This window comes from Rhizorhapis sp. SPR117, assembly GCF_021742065.1.
Genome location: NZ_JAKKIE010000080.1, coordinates 1 through 12,660 on the forward strand (window position 1 = coordinate 1; position 12,660 = coordinate 12,660).

Consider the following 12,660-nt stretch of genomic DNA (forward strand, 5'->3'; position numbering starts at 1 on the left):
CGCCGACGAGATCCTCGCCGCCGTCAAACGCTTCTGCCAGAAAACAATGAAGCGAACTTCGGATTCAGGTGACTAGCGATCAGACGGATGCAAGAGCCTCAGCAATCAGCTTTCGGCTGTTTCCAACCCCGTAAAGTGCGATGAAACTCCCCATGCGCGGCCCTTGCTCGGCCCCCAGCAAGGTTTCATACAGCGCCTTGAACCAGTCGCGCAGATTCTCAAAACCAAAGCTTTCATCCTTGCCGATAGCATAGACGATATTCTGAATAGCCTCTGCGCTGGTATCCGCAGGCAGTGCGGCCAGTTCTTCATCCAGCCGCCGGAGAGCAGCCGCTTCGGTTGCGGTTGGCGCACGCCGTTTGAGTGTCGGCGCAATGAAATCGCGATGATAGGCCAATGCATGACCGATCAACTGATCAAGCTCCGGGTATTTGTGCGCACTCGCATCCGGCACATAGTTGGTCAGATAACCCCATACCTGATCCTTGCCTGCATCGCCCATGACACCGACAAGGTTAAGGAGCAGGCCGAACGTCACCGGCAGTTCGCCCGTTGGCACCTTTCCGTCATGAATATGATGCACCGGGTTGCCAAGCTGCTTGTCCAGTTCCTGCGTCGGATAGGCCGCACGGAACTGCCAATATTCATCCACTGCGCGTGGAATGATGCCCAGATGCAGTTGCTTGGCCTTTTTGGGTTCGCGATAAGCGTAAAAGGCGATGCTTTCCCCCGGTCCGTAGGTCAGCCATTGTTCCAGGCTCAGCCCATTGCCCTTCGATTTGGAAATCTTTTCACCCTTTTCGTCGAGGAACATTTCATAGTTGAAGCCCTCGGGCGGACGGGCGCCCAGCGCGCGGGCAATTTTTGAACTTTGCGTGACTGAATCGATCAGATCCTTACCCGACATTTCATAATCGACGCCCAGCGCGACCCAGCGCATCGCCCAATCAACCTTCCACTGCAGCTTCGCCCCGCCGGTCAGTATCGACCGTTCGATGACCTCGCCCTCGTCCTCAAACCGGACAATGCCCTGTTCGGCATCGACCACCTCAACCGGAACTTGCAGCACGATCCCGCTCTTGCTGCTGATCGGCAGAACGGGCGAATAGGTCGCCTGCCGTTCCTTGCGCAGCGTCGGCAACATGATGTCCATGATGTCCTGATAATGGCGCAGCACCTGTTTCAATGTCTCGTCGAAGCGCCCGGCGCGGTAGCATTCCGTCGCCGAGAGGAATTCATATTCGAAACCGAAGCGATCAAGAAACTCGCGCAGCATCGCGTTGTTATGGTGCGCGAAACTTTCGAACTTGCCGAATGGATCGGGAATGGCCGTCAGCGGCTTGCCCAGATGCTGTGTCAACATCTCCTGATTGGGAACATTATCAGGCACCTTGCGCAATCCGTCCATGTCATCTGAAAAAGCGATCAGGCGCGTGGGAATATCGGACAACTCTTCATAGGCCCTGCGCACCATGGTTGTGCGCAACACCTCGTTAAACGTGCCGATATGGGGCAGGCCTGATGGGCCATAGCCTGTTTCAAACAGCACATAGCCCTTTTCGGGCGCGCCCTTGGCATAGCGTTTCAGCAATTTGCGCGCTTCCTCATAAGGCCAGGCCTTTGATTGCATCGCCGCGTCGCGCAAATCGCTCACTTGTGTTGCCCTTTCGTTCCCAATAGGCTTAGGGTCAGGACCCATGTCCAAAGTCGTGACCACTCCCCTAGCTTTTCCTGCGCTGCATGCAAGTCATGGCGGCATCTGGTTGCGCGATACCGATGGGCAGACGCGCGCCGTGTCGAAGGGAGAGGCCGTGGGCCGGGCAGCGGAAACGCCGGTCATTTTGCTGAACGCGCCGCTAATGGGCCAACGGCTTGGCTATCCCGATCTGTCGGGACTGGATTTGCTGGAGCTATGGGCCTTCGTCCACCCCGCGCAATTCGTGGTCCCGACGACCAAGGGGATAGGGCGGGCGTTGAATTTATTGGATCGGCATTCCAGTGAAGGCAGGAATGACGATGTGCTCGAGGAATCGACAGCGCCCGCCCTCTATCACGCCGCCGCCGATGCGTTGCTGACTACGCTCACCTCATCGGAATGGGCAGAACGAGAGGGAGCCTGGACGGCGGCACAATCTCTCTATCGCCTGCGCTGGCCGTGGGCGCAACTGGTGGTTCAGCGCATGAAAACCCCCGAAAAGGCCGAACGTTGGCTTTTTTCCAAACTGCCCGAATGGGAAGAAAAATCCGCGCGCGCCCAGCCCCGTGTCGTTACGCTCGATGAGCAGGAGGTTACCGATCGCCTGCGTCGATTGACCGGGGATGCCGCCGAAGAACGTCCCGGCCAGCATGCTTATGCACAGGCAGCCGCAGCCTGCTTCGCGCCCCGTGCCCATCATGATCAGCCCAACATGTTGCTCGCTGAAGCGGGCACCGGCATCGGCAAGACGCTGGGATATCTGTCCCCTGCCTCGCTCTGGGCGGAAAAGGCAGACGGACCCGTATGGATTTCCACCTATACCAAGGCGCTGCAACGTCAGCTCGACCGCGAAACGGAGCGCATCTATCCAGACCCGGCAGTGCTGCGGCGCAAGGTCGTGATCCGCAAGGGACGAGAAAACTATCTGTGCCTGTTGAATCTGGAAGACGCGCTCCAGGGCGGCTTTGCAGGCCGCGCCGCTATATTGGCGCATCTGGTCGCGCGCTGGGCGGCCTATAGCAAGGACGGAGACATGGTGGGCGGCGACTTGCCCGGCTGGTTGCCCACGCTATTTCGCCGCAATGGTTCCACCGCCCTTACCGACCGGCGCGGCGAATGCGTCTATGCCGGTTGCCCGCATTACCGCAAATGCTTCATCGAGCGCGCGGCGCGGGCAAGCGCGGATGCCGACATCGTCATCGCCAATCACGCACTCGTCATGGTCAACGCTGCACGAGGGCGAGAGACAGGAAATCGCCCCAACCGGATTATCTTCGATGAGGGCCATCATTTATTCGACGCAGCCGATTCCATCTTTGCGTCGGCACTGACCGGACAGGAAGCCATCGAGTTGCGCCGCTGGGTGATCGGGCCGGAGGGCAGCTCACGTGGCCGTCGCCGTGGCCTTGCCGCACGCTTGTCTGACGTCGCCAGTTATGATGAGGAAGGCGGGCGGGCAATCGAGGCCGCGCGCAATGCCGCAATGGCTCTTCCGTCCGACGAATGGCTCAAGCGCATCAATGCAGCCGAACCCTTCGGTCCCATTGAAGCGTTGCTCGCTGCTGTACGCGGCACCGTCTACGCTCGCGATACCCAGCAAGGCGGCGATGCCGGCTATGGCCTTGAAACCGAGATGGCCGAACTGGACGGGACGCTGGTCGATGCCGCGCAGGCCGGAGCGCAAGCCCTCGACAATCTGCTGCGCCCTCTGACCCGATTGGCCAAAAGGCTCGAAGCAGTGATTGAGGACGCGCCCGATTGGCTCGATGGCCCGGCGCGAGCGCGGATCGAGGGCGCACTCGGATCACTGGGCTGGCGATGCGATATGGTGGCGGGCTGGCTGGCGATGCTGTCGCGCATGGGCGGTCCGGCCGATCCCGATTTCATCGACTGGCTGGCCGTCGATCGCATCGAGGGACGAGAGTTCGACATAGGCCTACACCGCCATTGGCTCGATCCAACGCGGCCTGTGATGGAGATTGTGACCAAACCCGCCCACGGCGTCATCATCACGTCAGCCACATTGAAAGGCGGGGGCGATTGGGACATGGCCGAAGCGCGCAGCGGTGCCCGATATCTGTCCCGCCCACCGCTACGCTTTGAGGCACCAAGCCCTTTTGACTATGCTACCCAGGCCGAGGTGCTGATCGTCACCGACATCAAAAAGGGCGACATCGCCGCCATGTCGGGCGCTTACGCACGCCTGATCGAAGCCGCACAAGGCGGGACGCTGGGCCTCTTCACTGCCATCCGCCGCCTGCGCGCTGTCCACGCGCGGATTGCCGATCGGCTGGCTGAGGCGCGATTGCCGCTATATGCGCAGCATGTCGACCCGATGGATACCGGCACCTTGGTCGATATTTTCCGTGACGATCCACGTGCATCGCTTTTGGGGACAGACGCTTTGCGCGATGGTGTCGATGTGCCCGGCCATTCGCTGCGCCTGGTCGTCATGGAAGGTGTGCCATGGCCGAAACCCACGGTACTGCACGCCGCGCGGCGGCTTGCCGGCGGGGGCAGCGCCTATGATGACCGGCTGATCCGCTCGCGTCTGGCGCAGGCATTTGGGCGCCTCATCCGGCGGGCCGATGATCGGGGCACGTTCGTCATCCTGTCCGCCGCCATGCCGTCCCGCTTGCTCAGCGCATTTCCCGATGGCGTACGGCTCCGGCGGGTAACGTTGGACGAAGCCATAATTTCTGTCAGTTCCCGTCTTTCTTCCGCAACGTCTTTCGTGCATCAGACACAGAACGCATCCATCGCGGAGAGAGAATGAAAAGGCTTACCCTGTTGCGGCACGCGAAATCCAGTTGGGATGATCACGTTTCGCGGGATTTCGACCGTCCGCTCAATAAGCGGGGCGCCCGCGCGGCCATGACGATGGGGCGCTATGCCCGCAATCACGACATGCATTTCGATCATCTGATCGCCTCGCCGGCGGTACGGGTCATCCAGACGCTCGACACATTTCTGGATGGCTATGGCGAAAAGATCGAGGCCAATTGGGACCGCCGTATCTATCTTGCTTCCTCCGCCACGCTGATGGACGTGTTACGCGATCAGCCCAATGACGTATCCAGTCTGCTGATGCTGGGCCATAATCCAGGGCTGGAGGATTTGATCCTGACGCTTGTTCCAGATAACAGTGCGTCGGCACTGCGCGATGATGTAGAGATCAAATTTCCGACAGCAAGCCTTGCCGTCATGGAAATCGACATCGATAAATGGGATGACATGGGCCCTAATATGGCTCGCCTTGTCAGCTTTACCCGACCTCGTGATCTCGACCCGACTTTAGGCCCTGATCAACAGCATTGACGCCGTTCACCTTTGCGCGCAGGGCGAGGCAGGTTCCAGTACTGAAGGCCTGTAATGTCAGCTGTTCCTGATGTCCCTGTGTCCGTCCGCTTCGGTCGCGCCGAATGGGCGCTGGTCGGTATAACGATGATCTGGGGCACCACGTTCCTCCTCGTCCATTGGGCGATGACGGTCAGCGGCCCCTATTTTTTCGTCGGCCTGCGTTTTGGTACAGCTGCACTGGTCATGCTGCCCTTTGGCTGGTCAATATTGCGCGCTATGACGATGACCGAAATAAAGGCGGGATTGATCGTCGGGTTGACCATTGCCGTCGGCTATGTGCTGCAAACCATGGGCTTGCAAACCATCCCAAGCAGCAAGTCCGCTTTTATAACAGCGCTTTACGTTCCTCTTGTACCGTTACTGCAATGGCTGGTTCTGCGTCGTCCACCTACCCTGATGGCATGGGCTGGGGCAGGGCTTGCCTTTATCGGCATGTTGGTCCTCGCAGGACCCGATGCCTTGGCGGGCGGCATCGGACGGGGCGAATGGCTGACAATCATCAGCACATTTGTTATCGCCGCAGAAATCATCGCCATCGGTTATTTCGCGCCAAAGGTCGACGCTCGGCGCGTAACCATTATCCAGCTGGCCACCGCCTCACTGTTAAGCTTCGCAGCCATGGGACCCGCAGGGGAATCTGTGCCCGGCTTTTCATGGACACTTGCCAGCATTGGTCTTGGCCTTGGCCTTGCCAGCGCCTTGATTCAGGTCGTCATGAACTGGGCGCAACGCAGCGTATCTCCGACGCGAGCGACTGTCATCTATACCGGGGAGCCCGTCTTTGCGGGAATTTTGGGACGAATTGCCGGGGAGCGGCTGCCGTCTGGCGCCTTTGCCGGCGCAGCGCTGATCATCTTCGGTATCATCGTTAGCGAACTCAAACCCCCAACCAGACAGAGAAAGATTGCCGAAGAGTGATTCAGAACGTGGTTATGTTCAGGTGGGCGCTATCGAAATTTCGCGCCATTCTCCTGGCTTTATTCCCTCAACCATCCAGTCACCGATACTCCATCGAACCAGTCTGAGCGTCGGGTGCCCGATGGCCGCCGTCATCCTGCGCACCTGCCGGTTTCGTCCCTCCCGGATCGTCAGCCTGAGCCAGCAATCAGCTACGCTCTTGCGGAAACGCACTGGCGGATCACGGGGCCACAAAGCGGGATCGTCGATGCGTTCCGCCCCGGCCGGCCGGGTCAAACCGTCTTTCAGATCGACTCCGTGCCTCAACTGATCGAGACTTGCCTCTTGCGGATCGCCTTCGACCTGCACGAGATAGGTTTTCGGCGTCTTGAACTTGGGATCGGCGATCCGGGCCTGCAACCTGCCATCATCTGTGAGCAGGAGCAGTCCCTCACTGTCTCGATCAAGCCGCCCTGCGGGATAGACGCCAGGCACATCGATAAATTCCGACAGCGTCAGGCGGGCCGAATCCATGCCGCGGTCGGTGAATTGCGACAGCACGCCATAGGGCTTGTTGAACAGGATCAACCGCGACACATGCGCCTCACTCTTCCTCTTCCTCGAAAGCGAGGCTACCTTGATTTAAAAGCTTTGTGATCAGCGCGATGCCGGAATCCAGCTTGCCAAGATCGGCATCGACCATGAAACGGCCCTGCACGCAGAGCTGTTCCGCAAAAGGTGCGATGTCCGGATTGCACTCAAAACATTCGCCATCGACGAACAACAACACGGCATGTGCACCTTGCCGGATAAAGGAAAAGCGGCTGGCCGGATTGCGGCACAGCGGAATATGTCTGTCGAGACAGGCGCGAACGTCCTCGACCTGCAGCGGTTCGTCAATCTGACAATCCGTTTCGGGATATTTGCGCATGCTATTGTATTGACCGAACCAGCGAGCAAAGGCCTTGCGATCGAGCATTTTTTCGGTGATCATTTCGTGCAAGCCCGCAATGGCAGTCGCAGAAATTTCCCCCGGATTGTCTTGCGCCTGCAAATGCGCATCCGCGTATCGATCATCATCCTGAATCTCTTCAAGCAGATGATCGCACCAGTGCGCGATGAGTTCCCCGCGCGATGGCGCGCGAAAACCGATCGAATAGGTCATGCAGTCATCTCCCAGCGCGATGCCATTATGCGCGACCCGTGGCGGCACATAAAGAATGTCGCCGGGTTCGAGAATCCATTCGTTGATAGCTTCAAACTTGGCCAACAGGCGCAGATCGTCATGGGGTTGGAGTTCGCTGGCAAAATCGCAAGCGGCCCCGACTTGCCAGCGGCGTTTGCCCAACCCCTGAATCAGGAACACGTCGTACTGATCGAAATGCGGACCGACACCGCCCCCATCTGTCGCATAGCTCACCATCACATCATCAATGCGCCAATTGGGTATGAAACGAAACGGCTCGATAAGCGCAGCCACATCCGGCACATGGATATCCACAGCCTGTACCAGCAACGTCCAGGGCTTTTTGTTGAGCCGGCCAAAGCGGGTTTCGGGGAATGGTCCATCCTCGACTTTCCACGCTGTACGGCTTTGCGTGATCAGGCGTGCTTCGACATCCTCTTCGCATGCCAATCCGGCCAATTCGTCGGGGTCCAGCGGATTACTCCATACTGTCCAGGGGTTCCTGATCAGCAGCGGTTTCTTCTGCCAGACGTCGCGCAGGAACATGTCGGCGTCAAAATCACGTAATTGCATGGTTACTCGCAAAATTGGCATCGGGTGCCGGGAATGGTCGCAGAACTGCTGCTAGCATGCTGTCGCCGATAAAGCCTGCACGAACATATTCGCCATATTTCCTGCGAACGAAGGCAATTCCTACATGTGCCGATCCTGGGTCCCCACCAACAGCCGATTTGAATCCTGCTGAGATTAATCCTATTCGCAGCTATGAAGCAACAACCGCAGCCTTGCCGTTTCACAAGATGGAGGAACATATCAATCGATAGACGCTTTCATTCCGAAACAGGCTGAGCAGACATGATTGATCGCAAGGACGTACTGGATATGTCGCGCAGGGGTGTGCTGCTGACTGGCGGCGCTACAGCTGTATTTGCGGTGGCCGATGCTGTAGCACAACCAGTCCGCCCCTCCCAGAAAGGAGCCATGCCTGCCATGCAATCAGTACAGTTGAATGTGAACGGGAAAGTCCATCAACTCCAGCTCGACACGCGCACGACTTTGCTCGATGCCCTGCGCGAAAATCTACGTCTGACCGGCACGAAAAAGGGGTGCGATCATGGCCAGTGCGGTGCCTGCACAGTGATCATCAACGGGCGCCGGATCAACAGCTGTCTTTCCCTGGCCGTGATGCATGAAGGTGACGCGGTGACGACGATCGAAGGACTGGGCACGCCTGACAATCTGCACCCCATGCAGGCCGCTTTCATCAAACATGATGGCTATCAATGCGGTTATTGCACGCCGGGCCAGATATGTTCTGCCGTATGTGTGCTCGATGAGATCCAGGACGGCATACCCAGCCATGCGAGCGCGGACCTGAATGCAGGCAGCTACATGTCCGAAATGGAAATACGCGAGCGGATGAGCGGCAATATCTGCCGCTGCGGCGCCTATTCCAATATCATAGAAGCCATTGAGGAAGTCGCAGGGGCAAAGGCATGAGGCCCTTTACGTTTGAACGCGCCTCGTCACCTGCGGAAGCCGCACGACGCGCTGCATCTATCCCGAATGCGCGGTTCATTGCCGGCGGCACCAACCTGCTCGATTTGATGAAGCTGGAAATCGAAACGCCCGCACACCTGATCGGTGTGAACGGACTCGGACTGGATAATATCGAAGAGACCAAAGAGGGCGGCTTGCGCATCGGCGCACTGGTCCGCAATACCGATCTGGCAGCACACCAACGGGTACGCCGCGACTATCCATTATTGTCGCGCGCCCTGCTGGCGGGGGCATCGGGGCAACTGCGAAACAAGGCGACGACCGCAGGAAACCTGCTCCAGCGGACACGCTGTCCCTATTTTTACGATACCAACCTGCCCTGCAACAAACGCAAGCCAGGAAGCGGCTGCGCGGCGATCGGCGGCTTTAATCGCACACTCGCTATAGTGGGAGCCAGCGACCAATGTATCGCCACGCACCCCAGCGACATGGCGGTGGCCTTGCGAGCACTGGATGCTGTCGTGGAAACGGTGACGCAGGATGGAGATACGAACAGTTATGCGCTGGATGACTTCTATCGACTGCCTGGCGACCGTCCCGACATCGAAACGGCGCTGAAACCAGGCGAGCTGATTACGTCGGTTCGTCTGCCTGCGCCGGTCGGTGGCTATCAGGCCTATCACAAGGTTCGAGACCGGGCTTCCTATGCCTTTGCACTGGTATCCGTAGGAGTGGTGGTGCAGGCCGATGGAACCGGTCAGGTCGCTCTTGGCGGCGTCGCCCCGCGCCCCTGGCGGATGGAGAGCGCCGATGCGCAACTGCCCCATGGAGCGAAGGCGGTCGCTGCGTTGCTGCTATCGTCAGCGAAGACCACTTCGCAAAATGCATTCAAACTCCCACTGGTGGAGCGCACGCTCGCTTCCCTGATGGCACGGGCGAAAGGCTGACCCATGAAGTTCGACGCGCCCGCGATAATGAATCCCATCGATCAGCTGAAGGTCGTCGGCAAGCCTACGGATCGCATTGACGGTCCGAACAAAACAACCGGGATCGCACATTACGCGTATGAACAGCACGAAGCGGCACCTGATGCAGCCTATGGCTATATTGTTCCATCAGCCATTGCGAAGGGGCGGATAAGCGCCATCGACTTGACAGAGGCCGAAAAGTCGCCGGGGGTTATTGCAATCGTCACTGCGGAGAATGCAGGAAAACTGGGAAAAGGGACCTCAAATACAGCCACACTGTTGGGCGGCCCCGAAATCGAGCATTATCACCAGGCTATCGCGCTGGTGATTGCAGAAAGCTTTGAGCAGGCACGGGCGGCTGCCTCGCTGGTTCGCGTCGACTATAGCCGCGTCGAGGGCGCATTCGATCTGGAGGCGGCAAAAGCAGGCGCCGGGTTGCCCCCCGAAGGGGGCATTGGCGGAGATACCAACACAAACACAGGCGATTTCGAGGGTGCGTTTGCGGCGGCGGCGGTCAGGCTTGACGCCACCTACACGACACCTGATCAAAGCCATGCGATGATGGAGCCTCACGCAAGTATTGCAGCTTGGGATGGCGAAATGCTTACGCTCTGGACGTCCAACCAGATGATCAACTGGAGCAGAGGCGATCTGGCCAGGACCCTTGGCATAAAAAAGGAGAATGTCAGGCTTATATCTCCCTATATTGGCGGAGGATTTGGCGGAAAGCTGTTTATCAGGGCGGATGCGCTACTGGCCGCTCTCGGCGCAAAAGCGGCGGGCCGTGCAGTGAAGGTCGCCCTTCAACGGCCGCTCATTGCCAATAACACCACGCATCGACCGGCGACCATACAGCGAATCCGCATCGGTGCGGATCGGCACGGCAAGATTGCAGCCATTGGGCACGAAGGCTGGTCGGGCGACTTGCCGGGCGGAGGGCCGGAGAATGCTGTGCACCAGACCCGATTATTCTATGCTGGTCCCAACCGAATGACGAAAACGCGGCTGGTGGTGCTTGATCTGCCCGAAGGCAATGCCATGCGCGCGCCCGGAGAAGCTTCGGGGCTGATGGCATTGGAAATCGCCATGGACGAGATGGCGGAAAAGCTGGGTATTGACCCGATCCGATTTCGAGCGCTCAATGACACGCAGGTTGATCCCGAACATCCCGAAAGACCTTTTTCCCAGCGTAACCTCATCCAATGTATGGAAATCGGTGCCGAACATTTTGGCTGGAGCAAGCGCAATCCGACACCAGCCAGCGTGCGCGACGATCACTGGTTGGTGGGCATGGGCATGGCTGCGGGTATCCGCAACAATCTGCTCACCAAATCGGCCGCGCGCGTTCGGCTTAAAGCGGATGGCATAATTGTCGTCGAAACTGATATGACCGACATCGGCACGGGCAGCTATACAATCATCGCCCAAACCGCCGCCGAAATGATGGGGGTGCCGATCAATAAAGTCGAAGTGAAACTGGGTGATTCCAGCTTTCCCGTTTCGTCCGGATCTGGCGGTCAATGGGGCGCCAACAATTCAACATCAGGCGTTTATGCGGCATGCGTCAAGCTTCGCGAAGCAGTGGCCCGGCGTCTCGGATTCAATACGGAGAACGTCGAGTTCGTCGATAGCCATGTGAAGTCCAATGGGAGGAGCCTGCCGTTGAAACAGGCTGCGGAACAGGGTGAGCTGGTTGCGGAAGACACCATCGAATATGGCGATCTCGGCAAAAAATATCAGCAGTCGACCTTTGCTGCCCATTTTGTTGAGGCAGCGGTGGACAGCGCCACTGGCGAAATCCGCATTCGACGGATGCTGGCGGTGTGCGAGGCGGGGCGCATTCTCAACCCCAAATCGGCGCGTAGTCAGGTGATCGGCGCAATGACCATGGGCGTCGGCGCGGCGCTGATGGAGGAACTGACGGTCGACAAGCGCTTTGGCTTTTTCGTCAATCACGATCTGGCTGGCTATGAAGTGCCTGTCCATGCCGACATCCCGCATCAGGACGTGATTTTTCTGGATGAAGCCGACCCGATTTCCTCACCTATGAAGGCAAAAGGCGTCGGAGAACTTGGTTTATGCGGCGTAGGGGCGGCGATCGCCAACGCCGTTTACAACGCCACGGGTGTGCGTGTCCGCGATTATCCGATCCGGATGGACAAACTTATTGGAGCCCTGCCCCTTGTGTCGTGAACCGTGCCAGATCATCTGGCGTGTCGATATCGGCCAGCCATTGGGCAGGCGCTTCTATACAGGGAGCGCCTTTCAGTAATTGCCGCGCACCGATGTCGCCGGACAGTGTCGACAGATCATCCCAGACCTGTCGGCTGAACAGCGCCGGAACCATCCGATTGCCAGCCTGTCCGGTGGCGAGCACCGGATTGGCGCCTTTGGCTATCAGCGCCTCGAAATGAGATGCGGGTATGAAAGGCATATCGGCCAGCGCTATCAGGCATGCCTTGAGATCGGTTCCCCGCAAACGCGTTATTCCAGCGGCGATAGATGCTGAAAGCACATTTCCTTCCGGGATACGCACCTCATCGAACCCAAGGGCATGCCAGTCCACCGGCAATGACTGCGAGCAGACTGCAATCCTGCATCCCACTCCAATAGACGAAAGGGCCTTCGCCACATGTCCCGCAAGAGGCTGTCCGCGCAGCGGCGCCGCGAGCTTGTCATCCCGACCGAACCTTGAAGATCGCCCTGCGGCCAGCAAGATAATGCCGACGTCCCCTGTTTTCATTGCCGATTCGATCCTTCTGTGCTTTCCAATTCGAATGCCACGGGGCCAGCGATGCGCTCACCGACCTGTCAGATCAAGCCGGTGAGGCGCAGGCGGGTGCAGGGAGAATTTCCGTCATGTCGTGATCATGTCCGCCTCAGACTTTGCCAACGCCAGCATGACCAATGGGTTCCAGAGGGTATACTGCCGCCGAGCAATGGTTTCGCGCACTTCCCCGCGAAGGTCTTGACGGGTGTCAACGTCGGGGTAAAATTGTGCAAGATTCCGGTTTAAAACTGTACCAGTTGGATTGAACAAAAAGCCTCAGATC

10 protein-coding genes are annotated in these 12,660 nt (G+C 58.5%); 6 read left to right on the forward strand and 4 right to left on the reverse strand.

What is annotated here, in order from left to right; translation table 11 throughout:
- Positions 1 to 79: 79 nt before the first annotated feature.
- Positions 80 to 1,654 carry a lysine--tRNA ligase gene (locus L3X40_RS19170; RefSeq protein ID WP_272908051.1) on the reverse strand — a complete coding sequence of 525 codons (1,575 nt, stop codon included), beginning with the start codon at positions 1,652 to 1,654 and terminating at the stop codon, positions 80 to 82.
- Positions 1,655 to 1,697: 43 nt separating this feature from the next.
- On the opposite strand from L3X40_RS19170, the gene L3X40_RS19175 reads away from it, so the two are divergent.
- From L3X40_RS19175 to L3X40_RS19185, 3 genes are read left to right on the forward strand one after another with little or no spacing between them, the layout of a single operon-like run.
- Positions 1,698 to 4,472 (forward strand): ATP-dependent DNA helicase, encoded by a 2,775-nt coding sequence (locus L3X40_RS19175; protein WP_237367017.1) that lies wholly within the window; start codon positions 1,698 to 1,700, stop codon positions 4,470 to 4,472.
- Positions 4,469 to 5,014 carry a SixA phosphatase family protein gene (locus L3X40_RS19180; protein WP_237367018.1) on the forward strand — a complete coding sequence of 182 codons (546 nt, stop codon included), beginning with the start codon at positions 4,469 to 4,471 and terminating at the stop codon, positions 5,012 to 5,014. The genes L3X40_RS19175 and L3X40_RS19180 overlap by 4 nt, the downstream gene beginning before the upstream one ends.
- 54 nt (positions 5,015 to 5,068) lie before the next feature.
- Positions 5,069 to 5,974: a DMT family transporter gene (locus L3X40_RS19185; protein ID WP_237367019.1), complete on the forward strand. Its 906-nt coding sequence runs from the start codon at positions 5,069 to 5,071 to the stop codon at positions 5,972 to 5,974.
- 18 nt (positions 5,975 to 5,992) lie between these two features.
- On the opposite strand, the gene L3X40_RS19190 is transcribed toward L3X40_RS19185, so the two are convergent.
- Together L3X40_RS19190 and L3X40_RS19195 are read right to left on the reverse strand one after the other, a co-directional pair.
- A complete protein-coding gene (locus L3X40_RS19190) occupies positions 5,993 to 6,550 on the reverse strand; it encodes a pseudouridine synthase (RefSeq protein ID WP_272908052.1) in 558 nt (185 codons plus the stop codon).
- Positions 6,551 to 6,557: 7 nt separating this feature from the next.
- Positions 6,558 to 7,712, reverse strand: coding sequence for a JmjC domain-containing protein (locus L3X40_RS19195; RefSeq protein ID WP_237367020.1), 1,155 nt, complete (start codon positions 7,710 to 7,712; stop codon positions 6,558 to 6,560).
- Positions 7,713 to 7,994: 282 nt separating this feature from the next.
- Between L3X40_RS19195 and paoA the strand changes: the two genes are divergently transcribed.
- From paoA to paoC, 3 genes are read left to right on the forward strand one after another with little or no spacing between them, the layout of a single operon-like run.
- On the forward strand, positions 7,995 to 8,639 hold the full coding sequence (gene paoA, locus L3X40_RS19200) for an aldehyde dehydrogenase iron-sulfur subunit PaoA (protein WP_237367021.1): 645 nt from the start codon (positions 7,995 to 7,997) through the stop codon (positions 8,637 to 8,639).
- Positions 8,636 to 9,586, forward strand: coding sequence for an FAD binding domain-containing protein (locus L3X40_RS19205; RefSeq protein WP_237367022.1), 951 nt, complete (start codon positions 8,636 to 8,638; stop codon positions 9,584 to 9,586). The genes paoA and L3X40_RS19205 overlap by 4 nt, the downstream gene beginning before the upstream one ends.
- Positions 9,587 to 9,589: 3 nt before the next feature.
- A complete protein-coding gene (gene paoC, locus L3X40_RS19210; protein WP_237367023.1) occupies positions 9,590 to 11,800 on the forward strand; it encodes an aldehyde oxidoreductase molybdenum-binding subunit PaoC in 2,211 nt (736 codons plus the stop codon).
- Here the strand turns inward: paoC and L3X40_RS19215 are convergent.
- Positions 11,772 to 12,350, reverse strand: coding sequence for a nucleotidyltransferase family protein (locus L3X40_RS19215; RefSeq protein ID WP_237367024.1), 579 nt, complete (start codon positions 12,348 to 12,350; stop codon positions 11,772 to 11,774). The two genes, paoC and L3X40_RS19215, sit on opposite strands and share 29 nt — an antisense overlap.
- Positions 12,351 to 12,660: the final 310 nt, after the last annotated feature.